The organism is Pseudomonas sp. Z1-29, from assembly GCF_051131995.1.
Lineage (GTDB): Bacteria > Pseudomonadota > Gammaproteobacteria > Pseudomonadales > Pseudomonadaceae > Aquipseudomonas.
This window is the reverse complement of the sequence record NZ_CP071645.1, coordinates 5,969,024-5,994,172: the sequence shown is the minus strand read 5'-3', so window position 1 is coordinate 5,994,172 and position 25,149 is coordinate 5,969,024. Positions and strand designations below refer to the sequence as shown.

Here is a 25,149-nt window from a genome sequence, read left to right as displayed (position 1 = left end):
ATAGTTATAAGAACGACTCCGATAGTGAGTATTTTTCATAAGCTTATGAGTGAATCGCATATGGCCGCAGCAAGGACAACTATTCTCGACGGCGGCATGGGCCGTGAGCTACAACGCCGTGGTGCGCCGTTTCGACAGCCCGAGTGGTCGGCCCTGGCCCTGAGCGAAGCGCCCCAGGCTGTGGAGGCGGTGCATGCGGCTTATATCGCCAGCGGCGCCGATGTGATTACCAGCAACAGCTACGCCGTGGTGCCCTTTCATATCGGCGAAGCGCGCTTTGCCGAGGAAGGCCAGGCGTTGGCGACATTGGCGGGGGAATTGGCCAGGCGGGCGGTGCAGGCTTCAGGCAAAGCGGTGCGGGTGGCCGGATCGCTCCCTCCGCTGTTCGGTTCCTACCGTCCCGATCTGTTCGACGCCTCCCGCGCCAGCGAGCTGCTGGCGCCATTGGTTGCGGGCCTGACACCCCATGTCGACCTGTGGCTGGCCGAGACCCAGAGTTCGATCGTCGAGGCGCGAGCCATTCACGCCGGACTGCCGAAGGACGGCAAGCCGTTCTGGCTGTCGTTTACCTTGAAAGACGAAGACACCGATGAAGTGCCGCGCCTGCGCTCCGGCGAGCCGGTGGCGGACGCCGCGGCAGTGGCGGCGGAGCTGGGGGTCGAGACGCTGCTGTTCAATTGCAGCCAGCCCGAGGTGATCGGCGCTGCGATCGACGCGGCGCGCGAAACCTTCGAGCGCCTGGGCGTGAAAATCCACATCGGTGCCTACGCCAACGCCTTCCCACCGCAGCCCAAGGAAGCGACAGCCAATGACGGGTTGGACCCGCTGCGCGAAGACCTCGATCCGCCGGGCTATCTGCGGTGGGCGGCGGACTGGCGCAAGCGGGGGGCCAGTCACTTGGGCGGCTGTTGCGGCATCGGGCCGGAGCACATTGCGGTGTTGGCACAGCAACTGCGCTGACCTGGTTGCAAGCCCCGTGGCGAGGAAGCAAGCGCCCTCGCCACGCAGACGCCGGGCGGTTCGCCCTGAGGGTCAGGCTCGGCACTGTGCGAGACTGCGCACCTGGCCATCCGCGCTCTGGTTTTCCTCACTCAACCAGCGCTCGAAGGCTGCGCCGATCACCGGCCATTCCGAGTCCAGCATCGAATACCACGCGGTGTCGCGGTTCTGCCCCTTGACCACCATATGTTGGCGGAATACGCCTTCAAACGTGAACCCAAGCCGCTCGGCGGCATACCGGGAACGGGCGTTGGCGTTATTGCATTTCCATTCCAGGCGTCGATAGCCCAGGGCGAAACACTCTTTCGCCAGAAGGTACACCGCCTCGGTACTTTTCGGCGAGCGCTGCATCGGCGCGCCGAAGGTGACATGGCCAATCTCGATACGGCCCTGGGCCGGCACGATGGACATCAGGCTGAGGATGCCTTGCACGTCGCCACTGGCGCGGTCGATCACGCTGAAAAAATATGGATCGACGTTGACCGCATGGTTGTTCAGCCAGGCATCGAACCCGCTGCGCTCCTTGAACGGGCCGTAGGGCAGATAATCCCAGAGTTTCGGATCGGCGCCGGGACCTTCGAGGGCTTGCCACAATCCGTCGGCGTGACGCGCCGGGTCGAGTTTTTCCAGGCGGATGAAGCGTCCTTCGAGCAAGCGCGTAAACGGCGCCGGGACACCTTTCCAATCAGCGAGCGAAGTGGGCATGCGGCGTTCCTTAAAGGGCTTTGCGAAATTGAATGTAGCCAGGGCGTTCGGCGATGCGCTCGTAGAGCTGGATCGCGGTCGCGTTGGTCTCGTGGGTCAGCCAGTGCACTTTGCAACATCCGTCGGCCTTGGCGGTGGTGTAGACGAATTCGATGAGTTGGCGACCTGCGCCCTTGCCTCGGCAGTGTTCTGCCACCAGCAGATCCTGAAGATAGCAGGAGTTCTCGATGCTCCAGTTGGAACGGTGGTAGATGAAATGCACCAGGCCCATCGCCGTGTCGCCATCCCAGGCGAGCGCGCCATGGGTGGGCTCACGGTCGTCGAGCAAGCGTTGCCAGGTGCTCTGGCTCACCGCGTCTGGCAGTTCGGTGTTGTAGAACCGCAGGTAGGCCTGCCATAGCGGTAGCCAGGCAGCATGGTCGGCGGCGGTGACAAGGCGGATCTCGAGCTGGCTCATGTTCACTCCTGAGGCGATTGTTCAGGCATCAGGCGTGCGAGTGCCTGGTCCTGCAGGTCGGGGCTCATGGCGAGCCCGTTGCGAACCCCGGCGGCATCCGCGGGGCTGCGGTTCTGGCTGAGCTTGCGCTTGCCTTCCAGACGCTGGATGGGCAGCGCGAAGCCGACGATGGCCTTGAGCATGCTGTCGATATATTCCGCCGGGGCGTCGTCGATTTTCCATGGCTGGGCCCGACCGCTTTCATGGCGGTGGGTGAGCTCGCCGACCAGGTTGCACAGCCGTTGAGGATCGCTGAACACCTCGGCGTTGCCATAGGCGTGGACGGCGAGGTAATTCCAGGTGGGCACGACCTTGCCGTGCTCGGCCTTGCCCGGATAGAAACCCGGGCTGACGTAAGCGTCGACGCCTGCAAATACCACCAGCGTTTCGGCACCGGCTTCCAGGTCACGCCACTGCGGATTGGCGCGCGCCATGTGCCCATGGAGGGTTCCGTACGGTCCCTGTCGAGTGTCCAGCAACAGCGGCAGATGGCTGGCCTGCAAGCCGTGTTCGCCGTGGGTAACCAATACGGCGAGGCGACAGTCATCCATCATGCGATGCAAGTGAGGCAGGTCTTCCACAGCAAAGGCTTTTGGGTTGTACATGGAAATCTTTCCTTGGCGATTGGCTTCATCGTAGGCAGGCTATTGGTCTGTTGTAAGAGCCACTTTCGGCCAATTCGACAGGTCCATTTGCAGGTGCAGTCATGCCCGATGCCGTACCGCCATTGTCTTTCAATCCCGCCGGCATCGAGCTGGACCGCCGCCATGGGCTCAGTCGCCAGCTCTATCAGGCCCTGCGTGGGCGAGTACTGGACGGACGCCTGGCCAGCGGCACACGGTTGCCGGCTAGCCGCGACCTGGCGGCGGCGTTGTCGATTTCCCGCAACAGCGTGGTACGCGCCTACGACCAGCTGTATGCCGAAGGCTTCATAGAAGGGCGAGTGGGTGACGGCACCTACGTGGCGAAACTTTCACCGCTGGCAATGCCGTCGGGAAAATTATCCACAAAACCATCCACAGGGTTTTCAACAGGCTTACCCACAGACTTATCCACAGTTCAGCTTGATTCCCCTGTGTTTTCATCCAGCAAAGTTATCCACAGCAACGCGCTCGAACGGGTCGAAAAGCACCATTTGGCCCAGCCCCCGAGCGGACCGCCAAGAGCATTTCGGGTCGGCGTTCCGGCGTTCGATCTGTTTCCTTTCGACGTGTGGGCCAAGCTGAACGCGGCGTTCTGGCGAAAACCGGACCTGCAGCAGTTGTGCTACGGCGATGCCCAAGGCGATGCGCGCCTGCGCGGCCTGGTCGCGGCCTACCTGCGTAGTTCACGGGGGTTGCACTGCTCGGCTGAGCAAATTGTGATCACCAGTGGCGCGCAACAGGCGATCAGCCTTTGTGCACAGTTGCTGGTGGACCCTGGCGACATCGTCGCGGTGGAAAATCCCGGCTATCGCGCCGCGGGGCATGCGTTTGCCGTGGCCGGTGGCGATGTGCGGGGCGTGCCGGTGGACAGCGACGGGCTCGATTGTGCAGCGCTGGCTGCACTGGACCACTGTCGGCTGGCTTACGTGACGCCATCCCATCAATATCCGACCGGAGTAGTCATGAGCCTGGCGCGGCGGCTGGAACTGCTGGCCTGGGCCGGGCGCAACGATGGCTGGATCGTCGAAGACGACTATGACGGCGAGTACCGCTACAGCGGCGCGCCGCTGGCGCCCTTGGCTGCGCTGGATTGCGGAGGCCGCGTCCTGTATGTCGGGACGTTTGGCAAGGTTGCGTTCCCGGCGTTGCGCCTGGGTTACCTGGTGCTTCCGCCCGGCCTGGTCGATGCCTTCGCCCGCCGTCGGGCAGTGGATGTGCGCCATTCTGAAGTCAGCACTCAAGCGGTGATGGCCGAGTTCATGGCCGCTGGACATTTCCAGCGGCACATCAGGCGCATGCGTCGGGCCGCTCTGGCCCGCCGCGATGCGCTTCTGGCGGGCTGGCCGGAGGCTGCTGCAGGCGTTGGCGCGATGCCCACCGTGGTCGCCGGGCTGCATGTCACGGTTCCAGTGCAGGGCATCGAGCGCGAGCTTGAACTGATTGCCCAGGCCGCTGGCGTGGGCATCGAAATCAACGGATTGAGCAGTTATTGGTTGCCCGCCACGGCGCCGTCGCAAATCCGTGCAGGCATGGTGCTGGGGTTCGCCGCCGTGCCGTCTGCGGCGATAGACACTGCGCTGGCAAGTCTGGCAAAAGCCTGGGGAATCCGCTGATACGGAGCCGGAATGGAGGGCTTCCCGGTTCTGGCTTTTAAGACCGTACCGCTGGAAAGAACACCGCCTTGGCCTGTTCCACGTCGATCTCACTGCGGTAAAGATCGATCAATTGGCTTTGGCTAAGCCGTTGAGGAGGGACGACGGGTTTTCCCGACGCAACTTGTTCAGGGGTCTTCAAATGGCCGCTGAGAAACGCATGTTCAGGTGTCCAGTTTCTGGAGTAATGGAAATCTGCGAACCATAGGGTTTTCCTGTCGGTTCGGTCCCTGATTTCGTACCTGTCCAGATAGTGGGCACTCTTGATTCTCTGACGTTTCTTCTTTCCTGTAATGACAATCTGGTTTCGCTCTTTGAGCCAGAGGACATTACTCATGGTCGGTGGGCTTTGCTTGATGGCTTGCTGCTCGGTATCAAATCCCAGCGCATAAAGGGCCAGGGTTTCTTTTTCAAGTTCTACCCGCAGGGACTCAGCTGTTCGCCGTTGGGTTTTTTCCGCTGGAGAAATTTCAGTCGTTTCGTTTGTACCGGCGCTTTGCACTTGGTCGAGCACCGTTTTGATTGCGACGCTGATTGTATCCATCCTGCGAGCGTGTGCATTGATCACCATCCCGACACCCGCCGGAGTACGATCTGACTGTTTTTTGCTTTCTTCCACTTGCGCCTTGAACGCAGGCAATCCATCAATAAGGGCTTGGCCCTTGGTAATGCAGCTGGTCAGCGTTGGGGTGGGTTGTGGCGGCGCGTCGGGATTGATGTGTTGTACCCATTCTCCGGTTTTTTTATGGTGGAACGTGACAATGATTTCATCCGAGAACGGTTTTTTCACGTCGGCCCAATCGGTTTCTTCATACAGCTCCGATAGGCGGGGTTCGACGCTCACAAGACCCCAGAAGCGTGCCCTGATGAACTTCCTCCTGGGCCGCGGACGTTCCTGATAGGGAGCAGGTGTACTGCGCCGGGTGCTTCTTTCGTCGAGGGCAAGCGCCAAATGGCGCAAGGCCCTTTTCTTCATGGCGCTGACCTGGTTTTTGAGTCGGTTGAGTTGGGCCAACCGGGCATGTTCCCGGTATTCATCAGCCACATACTTGACGTGGTCTTCAATGGCCGTGAATTGTTCGGTCAGGCTGCCGAGTGCATTGATTTGCTCATCCAGGCGGATCACGCTGCGCTCGTCAATTGCGTCGCGCAGGCTTTGGAACGCAACCGTGGAGTTATCAACCATCTGGTTAATATCCGCCCAGGCTTCAGGTACGGTGTTGACACTGTCGAGCGACAGGCAGAGGTGGCGATACATGTCCAACTGGTACAGCCGAAGATCGTCGCTCTTATAGACAGGCATCATTTTTCGGTGTTGTCGGACAAACTCGAATCCCTCTCTGCCCAGCTCCTTGAGCCTGGAAAAGCGAGTTTCCATGTAGTCCAGGCGTTCGATCATCTCGTTGCCGAGCTGGAGCAAGCTATAGGCTGTATTCGCATGTTGTTGCTCCAGGATCTTGACTCCGGAGGTAATCATTTCCGTGGCGGCTTGCATCACTGGGGTAAATCGTTCTCCCAGCGTGTCTATCTCTGCGAACGTGAAATTGATTTGCGCGTTGAGGTAACCGAGCCTGGTTCGGGTAGAGTCCGGCCTGGACTGAGAAATGGGCCAGTCAAGCAGCAACTGCAACGCTTCGTCATAACTCTCACGCTGCGTCTTCAATGCGCTCAAATACACCTCGCGGCTGGCATCCCTGGACGGGCCCGAGGCTTCCTTCAACCGCTTCGAATGCATTGCCAGCAATTTCTGGTTTTCCAGCCTGCGGACTTCGAGCCGGTTCAGCTCTTCGTACGCTTTAACGTTGCGACGGCTCGCCTCGGCGTTTATCTTTCGTACGATGCTTGCCGATCCTGCTCCGCGTAGACGCAAGCGGGTATCAACGTTCCACTGGCCTTGCGTGTCACTCATCAGGAGAGGTCCCGCTCGGGTGTGGTCATTCCCATCGACGATGGCGACTTGTTCTTCATCCGCGAGTACCTGGAACCATTTACCTGCCAATTCCACATAAAGCTTCCCGCCTTGCTCGTAAAGCCCTTTGAGCGGGCCCCCGCTCTTGGGTTGCCCTGGGTTTTGCGGTTTTCCGACACTCAGGGGTTCCAGAAGCCTGGCGCTTTCTCGCGATTGGCTGATCAGGGCGCCGCTGGTTCGCAAAGTGTCATAGTGCTCGATGGCCGCGAGTTTTTGCTTCACCGGTGCGAGCTTTTGAATAATGAGTTCGGGTTTTGGTTTGGCCAGGCTCTCGAGTTCACGAACCAGTTCAGAAGCTTCTGTCGGATGTTCGCGCCCGGCTGTCCTGGCGCGGTCGAGGCTGAAAGTAGTAGTCGCCAGTGCGATATTGCACAGCAAGTCGGTAATGACTTGCCATCTGGCTTGGGCGCCAACCGTTTCGTCGCTCTGCGACAATGTCTCCAGGTCATCAAGGATTTGCCACAGCCAGAACGCATTGCCTACGGTAGTGCCCAAGTAGGGCAGTGCCAAGTTGAAAATCACCCAGCCTGCCTGCCTGAAGCTTTCCCAGCGGCTTTCGCTGTTGGAGACCGATTGGCGATCGGCAAGCTCCACCAGGGCCGTGGCGTTGGCTTTGTATAACAAGGGCAGGAAATCCGACCCCAAGGTCTCGTTGCTCAAGCTGATGGGGCCGCTGTTGGAGATCGCCGCCAAAGGGTTCGTCACGAACTCCACGATGCTCCAGGGTGAAGGCAGCGGCCCTGGGAAAATGTACCGGCTGTAGCTGTTATGCACTTCCTTGGGCAGCCAGGCGAGTACGGATTGACGCAGGGAGGCGGTTTGCCTGATGTCATATAGCAAGTTGCTGAATGACGGGTACTGGCACAGCTGTGGCTCAAGCAGGGGACGGTAGAGCAGGCAAGGCCCGGCATTTGAATCTTGCGGACCGATTACAAACATGTTGGCCACGATGTCCTGGGTATTGCCCAGCTGCAGCTCGGGTACGAAAGCCAGTTGTCGCAGGACGATGGGCTGTCCGTCCACTTTGCGATCGGCCTCGTCGGGGTTCATCAGTGCCGCGACATAACTATAACCGCGTTCATCAATGCCGCCTTGTCCACGGAGTTGGCTTTCCAATGCAAGCATGGGGAGCTGTACCCGGAGTTGGGAAGTGTACAAATGTTCGCGGCGTTTGGATTCTAGCGGATCGTCAAGTAACTTGCTTTTGACCCACTGGGGGTAAGTGCGACCGATGTCGATTGTGGTGATCACATTCTCGATGAAAGCAACCGTCATCCAGTCAGGCAATTCTTTGCCATCGAGCGACCGGACGATTTTATCGCCCAAGGGAACGGCGATCAGATTTTGCAGTGCCAATTCGACGAGGCTGAATCGAGTGGTTTCGATCTTTCCGGGGACGACAAAACTACCCCAGACGACAACGTTGCTTATCTGGATTTCAATGGTTTCCAGATCCAGTGTCGAGGCGTCGGCGTGTTGTGATTGCATCTGTGTTTTCAGAGCACTCAATACGAAGCTCTTGATGGGGGGGATATCATCCAGGTAGGTCTTGCCAGCCTGCGAGCCATTCAGTTCCGAGAGTTTTTTCAGGTGTTCGGCAAACATATTCTGGTCGGATGCGGAAGCGGTCGTCAGCCAGTCGGGTAACTTGTTTTTGAACCACTCCAGATCAACGGAACGACTCCCGCCCGGCGATTCAGTTTCGTCAGGGGGCGACATTTTCGCTATACCCGGGTCGCCGATAATTTCGATCTGCGACGAAATTATTGCGCAGGCTGCATAAGCAAAAATGTTCTCGGAGGGCTCAAAGAAGCGCCACTGCATCTTATAGTCGGGCCTGGGGTAGGCATGGTCCGCAAGCGATTGTTCGAGTGCGGAGCGGGAGTCAAACTTTTCATAACCATTGAGCATTGAATGCGCAAGAATGACTTCTGCGCCGTCAATCGTGCCGGTCAGTACCACCAGTGCGTTTGCCCTGTGGCGTCCGGTTCCATAATCGGTAATCGCGTTGATATCGATCAGGTATGCCTGGGCCCCATAACGGCTGTTATTTTCGCGATCCTGCGAGGTGGGGTGAAGGAACAGTTCTCTGGCCATGTCGCATTCAGTCTCAGTCCAGCCGTTGACTTCTGTGACGTTCCAGATGTTTTGCAGGGTTTCGGACAAATAGTGCCAGCGCGGGCCGGAACTGTCGGATAACGCGTTCCAGAATTTCAACTGCTGTTCCTGGCCCGCCGCAAAGATGGCCGGTGTCAATTCATTGATAAGACACCCGATCTGCTCGATGCGGACCGGTAAATGCACATCGGGCCTGCTCAGCGGTAGTCGACTGAGGAAATGCAAGCCGTCGATCAGCAACACCGGATCGCTATTGATGACCTGCTCCGCCAACCTATCGCTGAGTGTTTCATAGCGTGTGGGAAGCTCCACGATTTCGCCATCAATGATGTCCCACGCCGGTTCGCCGATTACCGTTGTGTTCGGATCAAGGTCCAGCGTCGGATATTGCTTTTTTAGAGCATCGCGTAGAAGGACGGCGGCTACCTCTATATAGGAGGGGCCCATGAGTAGTTGACTGAATACGGCTCTTTGGAGATCGATCTCAGAAGCGGGATTGCTGGATGGAGGTTGTGTCATCTGAATATTCCTGTCTTGTGCCCGATAAAGCCCCCGAAGCCGGATGCTTCGGGATTTTCATCCTAGGAGGGCGCAAGGCAGGAAAGGTGGTAACTATGTATAGGTCTTTCAACAGATCCGAGACGACGTCTCGAGTTTTTGCAGCCGCGTTACTGGCCTGACTTTATCCTCGTCCAGGCCCTCGTCCGCGCCCGCTCGGCATCCCTCGGCAAGGGTTGCAACGTGTACAGCGTTGCCATTGCCGCCTCGGTCGGATACAGGTTGGGATTGTTGCGGATTGCCGGATCGACCATGTCGGTGGCGTCCTTGTTCGGGTTCGGGTAGCCGACAAAGTCACTGACGGGCGCGATCACCTTCGGCTGCAACAGATAGTCGATGAAGGCGTAGGCGTCGTCCGGGTTCTTCGCGCCCTTCGGAATGGCCAGCATGTCGAACCAGATCGGCGCGCCTTCCTTGGGCAGGCGCATGTCGACGGTCACGCCGTTCTTGGCCTCCTTGGCGCGGTTGGCGGCCTGGGAGAAGCTGCCGGAGTAGCCGACCGCTACGCAGATGTCGCCGTTGGCGATGTCGGCCATGTATTTGGATGAGTGAAAATACGTGATATGCGGGCGGATCTTCATCAGCAGCGCTTCGGCCTTGGCATAGTCCGCCGGTTTCTTGCTGTTGGGATCCAGGCCCAGGTGCTGCAAGGCCAAGGGCAGGATTTCCGAAGGCGAATCGAGCAGGGCCACGCCGCACTGCTTGAGCTTGCTGATGTTTTCTTCCTTGAAGATCAGGTCCCAACTGTCCACCGGCGCATTGTCGCCCAGCGCGGCCTTGATCTTGGCCGGGTTGAAACCGATCAGGATGGTGCCGTACATATAGGGCACCGCAAATTTGTTGCCCGGATCGTTGGCTTCGATCAGCTTCATCAGTTTGGGATCGAGGTGGTTCCAGTTCGGCAATTTGCTGCGGTCCAGAGGCTGAAATACGCCGGCCTCGATCTGCTTGGCCAGGAACACATTGGACGGCACCACCACGTCGTAGCCGGCGTTACCGGTGAGCAGCTTGGCCTCCAGGGCTTCGTTGGTGTCGAAGATGTCGTAGACCAGTTTGACCTGGCTGTGCTGCGCCTTGAAGTCTTCCAGGGCCTTGGGCGTGATGTAGTCGAACCAGTTGTAGACACGCAGGGTGCGCTCCTCGGCCTGGACCGCGCCGCACAGCAGCGTGGCGCAGAGGGCTGGAGCCATCAGACGCTTGAGTCTTTTCATGCTGATATTCCTCATTGGGCGCTTTGAAAACCTTCGAGAACGTTCACCGCGTTGATGCCGATTTCGGTCACCGCATAACCACCCTCCATCACGAACAGCGCCGGTTTGCCGAGCGCCCCGATGCGTTTGCCCATCGCCAGGTAATCCGGGCTGTCGAGCTTGAATTGAGAGATCGGGTCGTCCTTGAAGGTGTCCACGCCCAGGGAGACGACGATGACATCGGCGTCATAGTCCAGGACCTCGCCGCAGGCCTGTTCGAGGGCGGCGCTCCAGCTGTCCCAGCCGGAACCGGCGGGCAGCGGGTAGTTGAAATTGAATCCCGTGCCGGCACCTTCGCCGCGCTCGTCGGCGTAGCCCAGGAAGAACGGAAATTCGGCTTCAGGATGGCCATGAATCGAGGCGAACAGGACATCGCTGCGTTGGTAGAAAATCGATTGGGTGCCGTTGCCATGGTGGTAGTCGACATCGAGGATCGCGACCTTCCGGTGGCCCTGGTCAAGGAAAGCCTGGGCGGCGATCGCCGCGTTGTTGAGGTAGCAATAACCGCCCATCAAGTCGCTGGCGGCGTGGTGCCCCGGTGGCCGACACAACGCGAAGGCACTGCGGGCACCGCGCTGGATTTCGGCCTGGGCGGTGAGGGCGACCTGGGCTGCGCTGTAGGCGGCCTGCCAGGTGCCGGCGGTAATCGGGGCGCCGCCGTCGAAACTGTAATAGCCGAGTTGACCGTGCAGGCTCGTCGGGATAACGGTACGCAGGGTGCGCGCCGGCCAGGTATAGGGCAGCAGGTCGCCGTCGCGGTTGAATTCGCTCCAGCGGTCCCAGGCACTCTCGAAGAATTCAAGGTATTGCGGACTGTGGATGCGCTGGATCGGCCCCAGACCGAAATCCCGTGGCGCCTCCACCGGCCCCAACGCCCTAGCCTTGACCCGCTCCAGCACATGATCGGCGCGGGAGGGCATTTCGAAGCAGGGCATCAGCTGCCCGTCCATCAACTCGCAACGTCCATGGTGCAGGTGGTGATCGTCGGAATAAATCGTCAGCATTCTTGTTCTCCGCAGGGGCTGATCCGGTATCCACAGTCTTGCGGCGCGCCGCGTTTGGGAGAACGGCAGGAGAGGCCAAAAGGGGATCGAAATGGCCAAAATAGTTGACCGTAAATCGCCCCTTGTTGGCGCGGGCATGCGCCGGTTCGGGGCAACACCGAGATTCAGGCCTCCCCTAATGTCCCGTGGCGAGGGAGCTTGCTCCCGCTGGGTGGCGAAGCCGGCCCAAAACGCTTGACGCATCTTCTACAGATAAACCGCGTTATCCGATTTACGACGGCTGCGCCGCCGAGCGGGAGCAAGCTCCCTCGCCACAGGGCAGCGTTCATGGTCTGAACTGACTCGGTGCCACGCCGCTCCAGCGTACGAATGCGTGGCGGAAGCTGGCTGTTTCGCTGAAACCGAGCATTTCGGCGATCCGGTAGATCGGCAATTGATCTTCACCGAGCATCTGCTTGGCCCGTTCGAAGCGCAGTTCATCGAGCAATTCCTGGTAGCTGCAGCCCAGGTCCTTGAGATGCCGGCGCAGGGTGCGCGCCGAGCAGTTCATCTGTTCGGCCAAGCCTTCCAGGCCTGGCGGGGCATCCAGTTGTGCGGCGAGCGAGTGGCGGATGCGTCCCAGCCAGGCCTGCCTGCCAGTGAACTCGGTGTTCTGGCGGCGGCAGCGTTCGGCCATGGCGTGATGAGTGATGGGGTCAGCCAGTGGCAAGGGCTGCGCGAGCCAGTGACGATCGAAGGCGAACGCGTTGTCGATACTGTCAAAACGCACAGGGCACTCGAACAGGGCCTCATAACGTGCCTGATAATCCGGTGCCGAGTGTTCGAAACGCGTCGCGCGCAAGGGGAGCGCATGACCGAGCAGGTCGTTGCAGATGACCCTCAGCGAGACCATGCAGAACTCGGCATTGAACACCGCCAGGGCCGGGTTTTCCCGATAGTCGCTGGCGCTGAGCCAGATGTGCTCGCCGTCGTCTTCCAGTGTCAGCTCAAAGAGTGTTCCCAATAGCGCCGGGTAACGCAGCGCCAGGCGTAAAGCGTCACCTAAGGTGGCGCTGGTGAGCAGGGCATAGCCGAGCATGCCGTAGGACGAAACGTGCATGTTGCGGCCCAATTCCAGGCCTATGTCACGTTTGAGCGCCACGGCGTTGGCGCAGACCTGCATCTCCTGGTTGGTGGTGATGCGTGTGTCGGCCCGGCTCAGGTGCGCCATGCTGATGCCGCTGCCGGCCAATAGCGCTTCACTGGGCAAGCCTTCGTTCCTGAACGCGTTGAGCACCAGGGAGACCGCGTTGAGCGTGGTGAGGTGGGAATGCAGCATGGTCCGTTTCCAGCCGGGGGAGGCTGGAAGGGGAGCAAGTTATATGCCGGTTGAAATCGGGAGTTCGACGCGAACCTGTGGGAGCGAGCTCGCTCCCAAAGGGTTTTTTTTCAGGGTGTCAGATCAGCTCGCCACATAGATCCAGCTCAACCAGCCGCCGAACCTCATCCACCGGCAAGCCCGCACCGATCAACGCCTGCAACTTGCCGAACGCGGCCTCGCGGGTCATGCCGCCGCCGGACAGCACGCCGACGCCGCGCAAGCGACTGCCCGCTTCGTAGATGTCCAGCTCGACGCCGCCTTCATGGCATTGTGTGACCGCCACGACCACCACGCCGTTGTCCCGCGCCCGTTCCAGGCTGGCGAGGAAGGCCGGGTTGTCGCTCGGACCGGTGCCGCTGCCGTAGCACTCCAGCACCAGGCCCTGGATGCCGCTGCCCAGCAAGCCATCGATAACCTCGGCGCCAATGCCAGGGAACAATGGCAGCACCACGACATTTGCCAACTGTTTCGGCTGGTTGTAATTCAACTGCGCCGGCAGCGAAGTGGCCTTGATGCCGCCGCCCTGGCGCTCCAGGCGCTTGAACGGATGGCGACCAAAGCTGCGCACCTTGGCGCAGCGGGTCGGCGCCAGCAGTTCACCGTGGAAATACAGGTGGACGCCCGGCGCCAGGCCCTGGCCGAGGGCGACCAGGGCGCCGCTGAGGTTTTCCCAGGCGTCGCTGTCGGTCACGCCGGCCGGCAGCATCGAACCGGTGAAGCAAACCCGCGCGTGCAAGCCGAGCAACTGGAAACTCATGGCGGCGGCGCTGTAGGCCAGTGTGTCGGTACCGTGCAGGATCAGCACACTGTCACAGCCCTGTACGTCGACGGCGTCGACCACCGCTTCGCGCAGTTGCTGCCAGTAGGCCGGGGTCATGTTGGCGCTGTCGATCAGCGGCGACATCTCCCGGAAACGCCATTGCGGGATAACCAGTTCGGGCTGGCTGTGCAGGTAGTCGCGCATCCGCGCTTCGAAACCGGATGCCGGCGCCAGGCCGTTGGCGCTGGCCTGCATACCGATGGTGCCGCCGGTGTAGAGCACCATGACGTGCTGGGCGGCGGGATAGGTCGAGGCATTCATGGGGTGTTCTCCGAGGACGAAAACAGCAGCTTCACTCGCTGCTGCAACATAAGGCCGAGCATGACGCCGACCTTGTGTTGTGTCACGCCGGGCGCAGGGGATGCGCCCGGTTTATTTCAAACAACCTGCCGATCAGCGTTGCGCTGCGGCCAGGCTCGCGGGGGCGTTGCCGGATTCAGCGGCGGGGGTCGACGGGTTCGCTGGCCAGGCCTTGCGGTCCAGGTCCAGGTCGGGAAATTTGCTGGAATCGAAGACCGGAACCTTGATACCAGCCGAACGCTGGTCGTCATAGTCGCGCAGGATGCGCATGCCGACCTTGAACAGCAGGAACAGCGCGATCAGGTTCACGAACGCCAGCAGCGTCATGGTGATATCGGCGAACGCGAACACGGTGCCGAGGTTCTCGATGGCGCCCCAGAAAATCAGTCCCAGGACCAAGGCGCGATAGGCCATCAGCGCCTTGCGGTTTTCACCTAGCATGAAGCGCAGGTTGTTTTCGCCCAGGTAATAGTTGTAGAGGATCGAGGTGAACACGAACAACGACAGGGCCACTGAGATGAATATCCGGCCCCAGTCGCCGACCACGGCCGCCAGGGAGTTCTGGGTCAGGGCAATGCCGTCGCCTTCGAAGCCTGGGGTGTAGAAACCCGACAGCAGGATCAGCAGCGCGGTGCAGGTGCAGATCACGAACGTGTCGAGGAAAACGCTGAACGCCTGGACCACGCCTTGGGCGACCGGGTGCTCCACCGACGCCACGGCGGCCACGTTAGGCGCACTGCCCAGGCCGGCTTCGTTGGCGAACACGCCACGCTTGACGCCCATGACGATGGCGCTGCCGATCAGGCCGCCAAAGGCCTGGTCCAGACCGAAGGCGCTCCTGACGATCGTCGCCAGCATGCCTGGTACATGTTCGAATTGCAGCACGATCACGTAGAGCGTCACGGCGATGTAGGCCAGGGTCTTGACCGGTACCAGCAGGTCAGCAACCTTGGCGATTCGCTTGATCCCGCCGATGAATACCAGGCCCAGCAGCACCGCCAGGCCGAGGCCGGTGTAGGTGGTATCGAGGCCGAAGGCGTTATTCAGGGAGTGAGTGACGGCGTGGGCTTGCAGGCCGTTGAAGGCGAAGCCGAAGGTGATCAGCAGCAGGAACGCCATGATCATGCCCAGCCAGCGTTTCTGCAGGCCGTGCTGGATGTAGTAGGACGGACCACCACGGAACTGGCCTTCGGAATCGCAGCGCTTGTAGAGCTGGCCGAGGGAGCACTCGAAGAAGCTGCTGGACATGCCGACCAGCGCGGTCACCCACATCCAGAACACTGCACCAGGCCCGCCGAGGGTCACGGCGATGCCGACACCGGCGATGTTGCCCGCGCCGACACGGCCTGCAAGGCTGAGCATCAGGGCCTGGAAGGAGCTGAGCTGGTCAGTGCTGCTTTTCAGGCTGTCCCGGAACACCGAGAACATATGAAAGAAATGACGGAACTGGACGAAACGCGAGCGGATCGTGAAGTAGCCACCGAGCCCGACAATGAGCACGATCAGCACTTTCCCTGAGAGGAAGTCGTTGATGACTTCGAGCATGAGTATTCCTCGCTGTTTTTTGTTTAAGCAAATGCTGGCCATTTGGAAACATCGTGTTACATCGGCCGGCGCGCGGCACGACAGTTGAGGCGATGTTCGTCCCGGTCCACTTCGCGGGTTTGTTATTAGTTCGGTTTTCGCATGTTGTGAGGTCTCGCTACCGACGACCACTCATGCGAAGAGGGGCGGCACTATACCTATCAGTGCGGCGCCCGTCTGCACAGTTGTGGTGCGTGCGACGAAACGGACCCTTGTATCTCCTGGCCTATCGGTCAGGTTCTTGTGGAAGTGAGCCGGCTCTGGATAGCTGGCGACGCGGGGTACAACGGCAGCGCGTCGCTGTTTATCGCGAGTAGGCTTGCTCCTACAAATTTGCTCCCGCTTTCAGTTGTCGGTTAAAAAAAAGGGCCTGGGGAACGAGTCCCCAAGCCCTCAAAAGGTGAGAGGTGTCTAGTCCCTCGACCTGGTGAGCAGTGGTCGCGTCGATCAAGCCTTCAGTGGGACCAGACGCGGGGCAATCATGTTTTCCGGGCGCAGGATGTCGTCGAGCATGGCGTCGTCGAGCAAGCCTTCCTCGCGCACCAGTTCCAGCACGCCGCGGCCGCTTTCCAGGGCAATGCGGGCGATGCGGGTGGCGTTTTCATAGCCGATGTACGGGTTCAGGGCGGTAACCAGGCCGATCGAGTGCTCGACCAGTTCGCGGCAGCGCGCTTCGTTGGCGGTGATGCCGACGATGCAGTGCTCGCGCAGCATGTCCATGGCCCGTTGCAGCAGGCGGATCGAGTCGAAGATCTTGAAGGCGATCAGCGGCTCCATCACGTTCAGTTGCAGTTGGCCGCCTTCGGCCGCCATGGTCAGCGCCAGGTCGTTGCCGATGATCTGGAACGCGACCTGGTTCACCGCTTCAGGTATCACCGGGTTGACCTTGCCAGGCATGATCGAACTGCCTGGCTGGCGGGCCGGCAGGTTGATTTCGTTGATGCCGGTGCGTGGGCCGCTGGACAGCAGGCGCAAGTCGTTGCAGATCTTCGACAGCTTGACCGCGGTGCGCTTGAGCATGCCGGAGAACAGCACGAAGGCGCCCATGTCGGAGGTCGCTTCGATCAGGTCGGCGGCCGGAACCAGCGGTTGGCCGCTGATGGTCGCCAGGCGTTGTACGGCCAGGGCCTGGTAACGCGGGTCGGCGTTGATGCCGGTACCGATGGCGGTGCCGCCCAGGTTCACTTCGGTGAGCAATTCAGGTGCCAGGGTTTTCAGGCGCGCCAGGTCTTCGCTCAAGGTGGTGGCGAAAGCGCGGAATTCCTGGCCCAGCGTCATCGGCACGGCGTCTTGCAGTTGGGTACGGCCCATTTTCAGTACGTGGCTGAATTCCTCGCCCTTGGCGGCGAACGCCTGGATCAGGCTGTCGAGGCTGGCCAGCAACGCGTCGTGGCCCAGCAGCAGACCCAGGCGGATCGCAGTCGGGTAGGCGTCGTTGGTCGACTGCGCCATGTTCACGTCGTTGTTCGGATGCAGATACTGGTATTCGCCCTTCTGGTGACCCATGGCCTCCAGCGCGATGTTGGCGATGACTTCGTTGGCATTCATGTTGGTCGACGTGCCGGCGCCGCCCTGGATCATGTCCACCACGAATTCGTCGTGGAAATCGCCGCGGATCAATCGTGCACAGGCTTCGCTGATGGCGGCGTGCTTGGCTTCGCTGAGCTGGCCCAACTCACGGTTGGCGTCAGCGGCGGCTTGCTTGACCATTGCCAGACCGACCACCAGTTTCGGGTAATGCGAGATCGGGACGCCGGAGAGACGAAAGTTGTTGATCGCTCGCAGGGTCTGGATGCCGTAATACGCTTGCGCCGGTACTTCGAGTACGCCAAGCAGGTCTTTTTCTGTGCGGAATGATGCAGCGGAGGACATGATGTCAATCATCTCAATAAGGACCCGGTCTGAGCCGGAACGCTGTGAATCCTAGGCTTTCAGAAAATTTAGGGCCAATGCTGTTAAGCACTGGCCTATGCACATTCGGCATAATGCGCGTGTGACGCCGATGATGCGGCGAACGTGTGACCTGTTTTGGTGCGTCCTACGGGAGGACGGAGATGAATCTTGAAAGCAAATGGCTAGAGGACTTCAGTGCCTTGGCCGCGACGCGCAGTTTTTCCCAGGCGGCCGAGCGCCGCTTTGTGACGCAACCAGCGTTCAGCCGGCGGATCCGCAGCCTGGAGGCGGCGCTGGGGCTGACCCTGGTCAACCGCTCCCGCACGCCGATCGAACTGACTGCGGCGGGACAGTTGTTCCTGGTAACGGCGCGCACGGTGGTCGAGCAGTTGGGCGAAGTGCTGCGGCACTTGCACCACCTGGAGGGCGGGCAGGGCGAAGTTATCCAGGTAGCGGCGGCGCACTCCCTGGCGTTGGGTTTCTTTCCGCGCTGGATCGCCCAGCTGCGCAACGAAGGCATGAACATCGCCACACGGCTGGTGGCGACCAATGTCGGCGATGCCGTGCATGCCCTGCGTGAAGGGGGCTGCGACTTGATGCTGGCCTTCTACGACCCGGATTCGGCGATGCAGATGGACCCGGAGATCTTCCCATCGTTGCACCTGGGCCAGACCGAAATGCTCCCCGTCTGCGCGGCCGATGCCGACCGCAAGCCGTTGTTCGACCTGGAGGGCGAGACCAGCGTGCCCCTGCTGGCCTATAGCGCCGGCGCTTTTCTGGGCCGTTCGGTGAACCAGTTGTTGCGTCAGCGCGCCCTGCGTTTCACCACGGTCTACGAGACGGCCATGGCCGACAGCCTGAAAAGCATGGCCTTGGAAGGCCTGGGCATCGCCTGGGTGCCGCACCTGAGTGTGCGCAACGAACTGGCCCGGGGCGAGCTGGTGATCTGCGGCGGGGCGCAATGGCACGTGCCGCTGGAAATCCGCCTGTACCGCTGCGCCCTGGTGCGCAAGGCCAATGTGCGGTTGTTGTGGCGCAAGCTTGAGGGTGGGGCGGCCAGCCCTGCGGCTTGAAAAGCGTGAAAACCGTCGTCTGGGCTTTCACGCCGGATGGGCGGGTCAGTCGAAGGAGTCTACGTAGCTACGGATGTTTGCCCGGTTCTTTTCGGTAAAGCGGTAAGTATTGCCACGAAAATCCTGGAAGTCGTCGCCGAACATGATCGAATTATGCCACCAGCCATCATATTCGATTGCACCGTCATCATGGGTCGCGCCCAGCATATGGCCTATTTCATGGGCCGGTGTCCGGAATTTAGTAATTGAAGCAATGGCCGCGTAGCCCTTGACGTCCGCGATACCGGCAACTTTGCTGTTGAGATTGTCCCGAGTCAGCAACAGGATCTTGGTGAGGGACGGCTCAAGGCCGCGGTTCTGCACCGTCTTGATGTGCAGTTCCTCCACCAGTCGCCGCCATTCCCGGATGGTTTTTACTTCGTCTGCATGCTTGTAATTGAATCCCGAGAGCGAGGGGTAAGTACCCACGGAACAGATTGTGATCTGGACTTTACGATGTGCAACTCTTTCCAGCTCGGTGTTAAACCAGGAAAAATAATCGGGATAGAATTGGCTCACACTGTAGTCTTTTAGATCGTCGTGTTGGATAACTAGGATCACGATAGGTTTTGGCATGTTTGAACGTCCTGTTCAATGAGTGCTCCAGAAAGTGCCCCTTGGTTACAAGAGCGCACCGTGCCGGATTCTTATAGGCTGCTTTTTGAACTGGATAAACCGCTGCTGCACCTCAAGATATTTCCCCGTAAATGAGCCCGGCGCACTGACTCGATAGTCAGGAAAGCCGCGGTTTGCGCAACGCATGACAGATGGTCGCGACAGGGGCTGTTTATCTGCTTCATTACGGTATACTGCCCGGCCTTCGGTCGGTCCACCCGGCCATAATTCGTACAACAAGCCACGCCGGTTTCCTGCGTGGCTTGTTGTTTTTTGACGCGCCCCAGGGCGCCCAGAGAGAAGAGGCACGACGATGAGTGCACTGGTTGGCGTGATCATGGGCTCCAAGTCCGATTGGTCCACCCTTAGCCACACCGCCGATATGCTGGAAAAGCTCGGCATCCCCTACGAGGTGAAAGTGGTGTCCGCCCACCGCACCCCGGACCTGCTGTTCCAGTACGCCGAAGAAGCCGAGGCGCGTGGCATCGAAGTGATCATCGCCGGCGCTGGCGGCGCGGCTCACCTGCCAGGCATGTGCGCGGCCAAGACGCACTTGCCGGTACTGGGCGTGCCGGTACAGTCATCGATGCTCTCGGGCGTCGATTCGTTGCTGTCGATCGTGCAGATGCCCGCCGGCATCCCGGTTGCCACCCTGGCCATCGGCAAGGCCGGCGCGATCAACGCAGCCCTGTTGTCGGCGAGTATCCTGGGCGCCAAGCATCCGCAGTTTCATACCGTGCTGAAAAAATTCCGCGCTGAGCAGACAGACAGCGTCCTGGACAATCCAGACCCACGCATTGCCTGAGGTTGTTGACGAATGAAGATCGGTGTAATCGGTGGCGGCCAGTTGGGTCGCATGTTGGCCCTGGCGGGTACGCCGCTGGGGATGAACTTCGCTTTCCTGGATCCGGCGCCGGACGCCTGTGCCGCGGCACTGGGTGAACACCTGCGTGCCGATTACGGCGATCAGGATCACCTGCGCCAGCTGGCCGATGAAGTCGACCTGGTGACCTTCGAATTCGAAAGCGTCCCGGCCGAGACCGTTGCCTTCCTGTCCCAGTTCGTCCCGGTTTTCCCGAGCGCCGAAGCCTTGCGCATCGCCCGCGATCGATGGTTCGAAAAGAACATGTTCAAGGACCTGGGCATTCCGACCCCGGCCTTCGCCGACATTCAGTCCCAGGCCGACCTGGAAGCCGCCGTTGCGTCCATCGGCCTGCCGGCCGTGCTCAAGACCCGCACCCTGGGTTACGACGGCAAGGGCCAGAAGGTCCTGCGCAACCCGGAAGACGTCCCCGGCACATTCGCCGAGCTGGGCAGTGTCGGCTGCCTGCTGGAAGGTTTCGTGCCTTTCACTGGCGAAGTCTCGCTGATCGCCGTGCGTGCCCGTGACGGTGAAATCCGTTTCTACCCGCTGGTGCACAACACCCATAAGGACGGCATCCTCAAGCTGTCCGTCGCCAGCACCGACCACCCGCTGCAAGCCCTGGCTGAAGACTACTCCAGCCGGGTACTCAAGCAGCTCGATTATGTCGGCGTCATGGCGTTCGAGTTCTTTGAAGTGGATGGCGGCCTCAAGGCCAATGAAATCGCCCCGCGCGTGCACAACTCCGGGCACTGGACCACCGAAGGCGCCGAGTGCAGCCAGTTCGAAAACCACCTGCGGGCGGTCGCCGGGCTGCCGCTGGGGTCGACGGCCAAGGTCGGCGAAAGCGCGATGCTGAACTTCATCGGCAAGGTGCCGGACACCGAGAAGGTCCTGGCGATCGCCGACTGCCACCTGCATCACTACGGCAAGGCGTTCAAGGTCGGGCGCAAGGTTGGTCACGCCAACCTGCGTTGCGCCGACCGGGCCACGCTGGCCCAGCAGATCATCAAGGTCGAGACGCTGATCGCCGAGCAATAATCTGAAACATCGGTGGAACCATTCGTCGGCCGTCTTCTCTCATGGCAAGGTGCCAAAGTCTGACTAGGCTTTGGCATAGCTACTTAATCAGAGGGGAATACCATGGGAATCATCGGAACCATTTTTATCGGCCTGATCGTTGGCCTGCTCGCGCGTTTCCTGAAGCCTGGCGATGACAGCATGGGCTGGATCATGACCATCCTGCTGGGTATCGGCGGTTCGCTGGCAGCCACTTACGGCGGCCAGGCCCTGGGCATCTATCAGGCAGGCGAAGGCGCTGGTTTCCTCGGTGCCCTGGTGGGCGCGGTGGTGCTGCTGGTGATCTACGGCCTGATCAAAAGGAACTGATCAAAGCGCGAAAGTCCTCTGCGCGTGGCGCGCGCGGAGGGCTAGAATGCCCGGCGTCGTATTTTCCCTTATGCCGAGCCCTTTCATGCGCCGTCTACTGCTGACCTTCCTTCTGCTGGGCACTGGCCTGGCCCACGCCGCCGAGCTGCCCGAAACCGACTGGCTCGAACTGATGCCCAAGTCGGACCAGAAGGCCCTCGAGGCCATGCCCGAGATCGATCACAACTCCCCCGAAGCCAACGGCACCTTCACCGAAAAGGGTGGCCTGAAGCAGAGCAAAGGCTTGCCGGCGGTGATGTATTCGACCAAGACCGTGGCATCAATGAACGACAAGCACATCCGCATCGGCGGATACCCGGTGCCGCTGGAAACCGACGCCAAGGGCCGCAGCACGCTGTTTTTCCTGGTGCCTTACCCGGGGGCCTGCATCCATGTCCCGCCACCGCCGCCCAATCAATTGGTGCTGGTGCGTTATCCCAAAGGCCTGAAGCTGGATGATATCTACACGCCGCTGTGGGTCACCGGCACGCTGAAGATCGAAAAGGTCGACAACGACCTGGCGAGCGCGGCGTATGCGATGGAGGCGCAGAAGGTGCGGGTGGTGCAGGAGGCGGATTTGTAGGTTTGGCATCAACCCATTGTGGGAGCGAGCCTGCTCGCGAAGGCAGTGTGTCAGTCAAGATATGTATTCACTGACACGCCGCCTTCGCGAGCAGGCTCGCTCCCACAGGGGATTTGTTCAGTGTGTTTAGAGCGGTTTGCTGCGAATGCTCACGCCCAGCGTATGGCTGGCATCTGGCAACAACGTCACCACATCATCCATCACATTGGCCGTCTCGATGCAGAGCATGCGTTGCCAGCCATCATCGGCCATGTCGCTGAAGGCCTTGGCGCGTTCGGTCCAGGGGTTCCAGATCACCGCCGAACGTGAACCGGTAGCGGTCAATTCGATGCGTCGCTGCCAATGCGCGTCGACGATGCTCAGCGTCGGCGGCGTATCGAGATAGATCCGGTCGGTTTCGCCGGCAAAATGCAGCTCGCCGGCCTGGGTATGGACGTTCCAGTCATCCAGGGTCTCGACGTAGCGCAAGCCATCCACTCCGTCGACATGCACGTTGCGCACGTCGCTGACCGCGAAATAGCTGTGCAGCGCCTGGCTCAGGCTGACGGTTTCGCTGCCACGGTTATGGCTGGTCAGATGGATATGCAGTTGCTCGTCCATGACCATGGTCAAGGTCAGGTCGACCTGATGGGGCCAGCCGGACAAACCGTTTTCGGGATAGGGCAGCACGAATTCGATCTTCAGGCTTTCACCCTCGGCTTCGATGCCCTTGAGTTCCCAATCCATTGCCCGTACCAGGCCGTGAGCGGTGGCCGGTTCGTTGCTGACGCGCATGGCCTGGACGCTGTCGGGGTTGCGCGTCAGGTTGCCGAACCACGGCCAGCACACCGGTACGCCGGCACGGATGCTCTTGCCGGTCTTGAACGTCGCCTGGTCGTTGAGCCAGATCAGCGGCGGCTGGCCGTCCACCTGATAGCTGAGAACGTGCGCGCCTTGCTGGGCCACGAGCAACTCGGCCTGACCGTGGCGGATGCGCCAACCGTTCAGTTCATCCAATTTGACGGCTTCGACGTTAGGCGTTGGCATGCTGCAAATCTCGTTCAGGAACATGGACTGCAATGGACCGCAAAACGGCCGCCGTGTTTAACGCGCCCGAGGTGGAACCGAGCGGGTACGACCACTGCCATCGATGGCGACGAACACGAACACCGCTTCGGTGACCTTGCGCCATTCGCTGGACAATGGGTCGTCACTCCAGACCTCGACCATCATCTGGATCGAGCTCCGGCCGATTTCCAGGGCCTGGGTGTAGAACGACAATTGCGCACCCACTGCCACCGGCACCAGGAACGCCATGCGATCGATCGCCACGGTAGCCACGCGGCCGCCGGCAACCTTGCTGGCCATCGCGGTGCCGGCCAGGTCCATCTGGGACACCAGCCAACCGCCGAAAATATCCCCGAAGCCGTTGGTCTCTCGGGGAAGCGCGGTGATTTGCAGGGCCAGATCGCCCTGCGGGATTGGATCTTCTTGTTCGAGCTCTATCATGCCGGGGGTGCCTCTGACCCGTAACGCTGTCTTGTACTTCAGGTGAGTAGCCGTCCTTAAAAAAACGATTCAGCCCGAACATGCCGCGTTCGTCACGTTTTTCGTCAAGGCGTGCCAAAGGGAAACTCTGCGAAACCGGCTGATCTCGTATTGCGCCACCAACGACGTTTTCGCACAGCAACCCCTTACAGAGTGTTGCAAGGTTGCGAGTATATCGGGCGATAGTCGTCGAGACGACCACTCGGTTCTGATTTCGACTGTCAATTACGCGCCTCTATGTGCTTTTTCGAACAATTTGCTATCGTGCCGAACCTGCCCGGGCGCCCATTCAGCGTTGTCGGGGCCGCAGAATCGACTATAAGAGAAGCCCTTGCCATGACCACTGCGCCTTCGAGCACGGCGACACCCGCACAACCCGCCCGTCCGCTGACCCGTAACGACTACAAGACCCTGTCGCTTTCTGCCTTGGGCGGTGCGCTGGAATTCTACGATTTCATCATTTTCGTGTTCTTTGCCACCGTGGTCGGCAAATTGTTCTTCCCCGCCGAGATGCCCGAGTGGCTGCGCCTGATGCAGACGTTCGGCATCTTTGCTGCCGGTTACCTGGCCCGGCCGCTGGGCGGGATCATCATGGCCCACTTCGGCGACCTGCTGGGACGCAAGAAGATGTTCACCCTGAGCATCTTCATGATGGCCGTGCCGACCCTGATCATGGGTCTGCTGCCTACTTACGCGCAGATCGGCATGTGGGCGCCGATTCTGTTGCTGCTGATGCGGGTAATTCAAGGCGCCGCGATTGGCGGCGAAGTGCCAGGCGCCTGGGTATTCGTTTCCGAACACGTGCCGGCGCGCCACATCGGCTATGCCTGCGGCACGCTGACCTGCGGCCTGACGGCGGGGATTTTGCTGGGTTCGCTGGTCGCCACGGCCATCAACAGCATTTATACGCCGGTGGAAGTAGCGGATTACGCCTGGCGGATCCCGTTCCTGCTGGGCGGCGTGTTCGGCCTGTTTTCGGTGTACCTGCGCCGCTGGCTCCACGAAACCCCGGTATTCGCCGAGCTGCAATTGCGCAAGGCCCTGGCCGAAGAAGTGCCGTTGCGCGCGGTGCTGCGTGATCATCGCGGCGCCATCGCCATTTCGATGCTGCTGACCTGGCTGTTGTCGGCGGGCGTTATCGTGGTGATCCTGATGACCCCAACCGTGCTACAGACCGTGTACCACTTCAGCCCGACCACCGCGTTGCAGGCCAATAGCCTGGCGATCGTATTCCTCAGTTTCGGCTGTATCGGCGCGGGTGTACTGGCTGACCGCTTCGGCGCCGGCCGGGTGTTCGTCTTTGGTAGTGGCTTGCTGCTGATCACCTTCTGGACCTTCTACCACAGCCTGTTCGAGCACCCCGAGTGGTTGTTCCCGCTCTACGCCTTGAGCGGCTTGCTGGTGGGTACCATCGGCGCGGTGCCCTACGTCATGGTCAATGCCTTCCCGGCCGTGGTGCGCTTCAGCGGACTGTCGTTCTCTTACAACCTGGCCTACGCGATCTTCGGCGGGCTGACCCCGATGATCGTGACCCTGCTGTTGAAAGAGAGCCCGATGGGGCCGGCGTACTACGTGGCGATCATCTGCGGGATCGGGATGTTGATTGGTGGGTATCTCTGGAAGAAGGGCCGATAACCGGCGCTTTTTTTCCCGCCTGTATTGGCCCTTTC

The 25,149-nt window shown here is 60.4% G+C and carries 21 protein-coding genes; 8 read left to right on the top strand and 13 right to left on the bottom strand.

The features are described from left to right. Nucleotides 1–60 precede the first annotated feature (60 nt). Nucleotides 61–960, top strand: a complete 900-nt coding sequence (locus J3P84_RS27170) for a homocysteine S-methyltransferase family protein (protein WP_434626807.1) — start codon at nt 61–63, stop codon at nt 958–960. Between the two features lie 72 nt (nt 961–1,032). Here the strand turns inward: J3P84_RS27170 and J3P84_RS27165 are convergent, their stop codons facing one another. The 3 genes from J3P84_RS27165 to J3P84_RS27155 are packed head-to-tail and all read right to left on the bottom strand — an operon-like array spanning nt 1,033 to nt 2,805. Then, complete coding sequence (locus J3P84_RS27165) at nt 1,033–1,704, bottom strand: GNAT family N-acetyltransferase (RefSeq protein ID WP_434626805.1); 672 nt, start codon at nt 1,702–1,704, stop codon at nt 1,033–1,035. 10 nt (nt 1,705–1,714) lie between these two features. Next, a complete protein-coding gene (locus tag J3P84_RS27160; RefSeq protein WP_434626803.1) occupies nt 1,715–2,161 on the bottom strand; it encodes a GNAT family N-acetyltransferase in 447 nt (148 codons plus the stop codon). 2 nt (nt 2,162–2,163) lie between these two features. Then, entirely contained in the window at nt 2,164–2,805 is a 642-nt protein-coding gene (locus tag J3P84_RS27155) for an FMN-binding negative transcriptional regulator (protein WP_434626801.1), read from the bottom strand. Nucleotides 2,806–2,906: 101 nt separating this feature from the next. On the opposite strand from J3P84_RS27155, the gene J3P84_RS27150 reads away from it, so the two are divergent. Continuing rightward, nucleotides 2,907–4,457 carry a PLP-dependent aminotransferase family protein gene (locus J3P84_RS27150; protein WP_434626799.1) on the top strand — a complete coding sequence of 517 codons (1,551 nt, stop codon included), beginning with the start codon at nt 2,907–2,909 and terminating at the stop codon, nt 4,455–4,457. 37 nt (nt 4,458–4,494) lie between these two features. Here J3P84_RS27150 and J3P84_RS27145 read toward each other — a convergent pair whose 3' ends face one another. From J3P84_RS27145 to aspA, 7 genes are all read right to left on the bottom strand, one after another. Then, nucleotides 4,495–9,102, bottom strand: a complete 4,608-nt coding sequence (locus J3P84_RS27145; protein WP_434626797.1) for a dermonecrotic toxin domain-containing protein — start codon at nt 9,100–9,102, stop codon at nt 4,495–4,497. 149 nt (nt 9,103–9,251) lie between these two features. Beyond that, nucleotides 9,252–10,352 (bottom strand): polyamine ABC transporter substrate-binding protein, encoded by a 1,101-nt coding sequence (locus tag J3P84_RS27140; protein WP_434626795.1) that lies wholly within the window; start codon nt 10,350–10,352, stop codon nt 9,252–9,254. A gap of 11 nt (nt 10,353–10,363) precedes the next feature. Further along, nucleotides 10,364–11,395 (bottom strand): histone deacetylase family protein, encoded by a 1,032-nt coding sequence (locus J3P84_RS27135; protein WP_434626793.1) that lies wholly within the window; start codon nt 11,393–11,395, stop codon nt 10,364–10,366. 325 nt (nt 11,396–11,720) lie between these two features. Further along, on the bottom strand, nt 11,721–12,713 hold the full coding sequence (locus tag J3P84_RS27130) for an AraC family transcriptional regulator (RefSeq protein ID WP_434626791.1): 993 nt from the start codon (nt 12,711–12,713) through the stop codon (nt 11,721–11,723). 118 nt (nt 12,714–12,831) lie between these two features. Then, entirely contained in the window at nt 12,832–13,836 is a 1,005-nt protein-coding gene (locus J3P84_RS27125; RefSeq protein WP_434626789.1) for an asparaginase, read from the bottom strand. Between the two features lie 132 nt (nt 13,837–13,968). Further along, the gene (locus tag J3P84_RS27120; protein ID WP_434626787.1) at nt 13,969–15,420 is read right to left on the bottom strand and encodes an alanine/glycine:cation symporter family protein; all 1,452 of its coding nucleotides are present in this window, start codon (nt 15,418–15,420) and stop codon (nt 13,969–13,971) included. Between the two features lie 486 nt (nt 15,421–15,906). Further along, on the bottom strand, nt 15,907–17,331 hold the full coding sequence (gene aspA, locus J3P84_RS27115; RefSeq protein WP_434626785.1) for an aspartate ammonia-lyase: 1,425 nt from the start codon (nt 17,329–17,331) through the stop codon (nt 15,907–15,909). Nucleotides 17,332–17,513: 182 nt separating this feature from the next. Between aspA and J3P84_RS27110 the strand changes: the two genes are divergently transcribed. Continuing rightward, the gene (locus J3P84_RS27110; RefSeq protein ID WP_434602400.1) at nt 17,514–18,425 is read left to right on the top strand and encodes a LysR substrate-binding domain-containing protein; all 912 of its coding nucleotides are present in this window, start codon (nt 17,514–17,516) and stop codon (nt 18,423–18,425) included. A 45-nt stretch (nt 18,426–18,470) separates the two neighbouring features. Here J3P84_RS27110 and J3P84_RS27105 read toward each other — a convergent pair whose 3' ends face one another. Continuing rightward, nucleotides 18,471–19,040 (bottom strand): reprolysin-like metallopeptidase, encoded by a 570-nt coding sequence (locus tag J3P84_RS27105; protein ID WP_434626783.1) that lies wholly within the window; start codon nt 19,038–19,040, stop codon nt 18,471–18,473. A gap of 352 nt (nt 19,041–19,392) precedes the next feature. Between J3P84_RS27105 and purE the strand changes: the two genes are divergently transcribed. From purE to J3P84_RS27085, 4 genes are all read left to right on the top strand, one after another. Then, nucleotides 19,393–19,884, top strand: a complete 492-nt coding sequence (gene purE, locus J3P84_RS27100; RefSeq protein WP_003196369.1) for a 5-(carboxyamino)imidazole ribonucleotide mutase — start codon at nt 19,393–19,395, stop codon at nt 19,882–19,884. Between the two features lie 12 nt (nt 19,885–19,896). Further along, nucleotides 19,897–20,982 (top strand): 5-(carboxyamino)imidazole ribonucleotide synthase, encoded by a 1,086-nt coding sequence (locus tag J3P84_RS27095; RefSeq protein WP_434626781.1) that lies wholly within the window; start codon nt 19,897–19,899, stop codon nt 20,980–20,982. Between the two features lie 102 nt (nt 20,983–21,084). Then, a complete protein-coding gene (locus J3P84_RS27090; protein ID WP_256229514.1) occupies nt 21,085–21,330 on the top strand; it encodes a GlsB/YeaQ/YmgE family stress response membrane protein in 246 nt (81 codons plus the stop codon). A gap of 85 nt (nt 21,331–21,415) precedes the next feature. Next, nucleotides 21,416–21,952, top strand: coding sequence for a DUF3299 domain-containing protein (locus J3P84_RS27085; RefSeq protein ID WP_305497682.1), 537 nt, complete (start codon nt 21,416–21,418; stop codon nt 21,950–21,952). A gap of 126 nt (nt 21,953–22,078) precedes the next feature. Here the strand turns inward: J3P84_RS27085 and J3P84_RS27080 are convergent, their stop codons facing one another. Next, the gene (locus J3P84_RS27080; protein ID WP_434626779.1) at nt 22,079–22,978 is read right to left on the bottom strand and encodes a D-hexose-6-phosphate mutarotase; all 900 of its coding nucleotides are present in this window, start codon (nt 22,976–22,978) and stop codon (nt 22,079–22,081) included. Nucleotides 22,979–23,035: 57 nt separating this feature from the next. Then, entirely contained in the window at nt 23,036–23,440 is a 405-nt protein-coding gene (locus J3P84_RS27075) for an acyl-CoA thioesterase (protein WP_003177184.1), read from the bottom strand. A gap of 375 nt (nt 23,441–23,815) precedes the next feature. Between J3P84_RS27075 and J3P84_RS27070 the strand changes: the two genes are divergently transcribed. Then, nucleotides 23,816–25,114, top strand: coding sequence for an MFS transporter (locus J3P84_RS27070; protein ID WP_434626777.1), 1,299 nt, complete (start codon nt 23,816–23,818; stop codon nt 25,112–25,114). Nucleotides 25,115–25,149 lie beyond the last annotated feature (35 nt).

Excerpts from the sequence above, each read along its gene's own strand:
- J3P84_RS27170 (WP_434626807.1), top strand. The coding sequence starts at position 61 with ATGGCCGCAGCAAGGACAACTATTCTCGACGGCGGCATGGGCCGTGAG.
- J3P84_RS27165 (WP_434626805.1), bottom strand. The coding sequence starts at position 1,704 with ATGCCCACTTCGCTCGCTGATTGGAAAGGTGTCCCGGCGCCGTTTACG.
- J3P84_RS27160 (WP_434626803.1), bottom strand. The coding sequence starts at position 2,161 with ATGAGCCAGCTCGAGATCCGCCTTGTCACCGCCGCCGACCATGCTGCC.
- J3P84_RS27155 (WP_434626801.1), bottom strand. The coding sequence starts at position 2,805 with ATGTACAACCCAAAAGCCTTTGCTGTGGAAGACCTGCCTCACTTGCAT.
- J3P84_RS27150 (WP_434626799.1), top strand. The coding sequence starts at position 2,907 with ATGCCCGATGCCGTACCGCCATTGTCTTTCAATCCCGCCGGCATCGAG.
- J3P84_RS27145 (WP_434626797.1), bottom strand. The coding sequence starts at position 9,102 with ATGACACAACCTCCATCCAGCAATCCCGCTTCTGAGATCGATCTCCAA.
- J3P84_RS27140 (WP_434626795.1), bottom strand. The coding sequence starts at position 10,352 with ATGAAAAGACTCAAGCGTCTGATGGCTCCAGCCCTCTGCGCCACGCTG.
- J3P84_RS27135 (WP_434626793.1), bottom strand. The coding sequence starts at position 11,395 with ATGCTGACGATTTATTCCGACGATCACCACCTGCACCATGGACGTTGC.
- J3P84_RS27130 (WP_434626791.1), bottom strand. The coding sequence starts at position 12,713 with ATGCTGCATTCCCACCTCACCACGCTCAACGCGGTCTCCCTGGTGCTC.
- J3P84_RS27125 (WP_434626789.1), bottom strand. The coding sequence starts at position 13,836 with ATGAATGCCTCGACCTATCCCGCCGCCCAGCACGTCATGGTGCTCTAC.
- J3P84_RS27120 (WP_434626787.1), bottom strand. The coding sequence starts at position 15,420 with ATGCTCGAAGTCATCAACGACTTCCTCTCAGGGAAAGTGCTGATCGTG.
- aspA (WP_434626785.1), bottom strand. The coding sequence starts at position 17,331 with ATGTCCTCCGCTGCATCATTCCGCACAGAAAAAGACCTGCTTGGCGTA.
- J3P84_RS27110 (WP_434602400.1), top strand. The coding sequence starts at position 17,514 with ATGAATCTTGAAAGCAAATGGCTAGAGGACTTCAGTGCCTTGGCCGCG.
- J3P84_RS27105 (WP_434626783.1), bottom strand. The coding sequence starts at position 19,040 with ATGCCAAAACCTATCGTGATCCTAGTTATCCAACACGACGATCTAAAA.
- purE (WP_003196369.1), top strand. The coding sequence starts at position 19,393 with ATGAGTGCACTGGTTGGCGTGATCATGGGCTCCAAGTCCGATTGGTCC.
- J3P84_RS27095 (WP_434626781.1), top strand. The coding sequence starts at position 19,897 with ATGAAGATCGGTGTAATCGGTGGCGGCCAGTTGGGTCGCATGTTGGCC.
- J3P84_RS27090 (WP_256229514.1), top strand. The coding sequence starts at position 21,085 with ATGGGAATCATCGGAACCATTTTTATCGGCCTGATCGTTGGCCTGCTC.
- J3P84_RS27085 (WP_305497682.1), top strand. The coding sequence starts at position 21,416 with ATGCGCCGTCTACTGCTGACCTTCCTTCTGCTGGGCACTGGCCTGGCC.
- J3P84_RS27080 (WP_434626779.1), bottom strand. The coding sequence starts at position 22,978 with ATGCCAACGCCTAACGTCGAAGCCGTCAAATTGGATGAACTGAACGGT.
- J3P84_RS27075 (WP_003177184.1), bottom strand. The coding sequence starts at position 23,440 with ATGATAGAGCTCGAACAAGAAGATCCAATCCCGCAGGGCGATCTGGCC.
- J3P84_RS27070 (WP_434626777.1), top strand. The coding sequence starts at position 23,816 with ATGACCACTGCGCCTTCGAGCACGGCGACACCCGCACAACCCGCCCGT.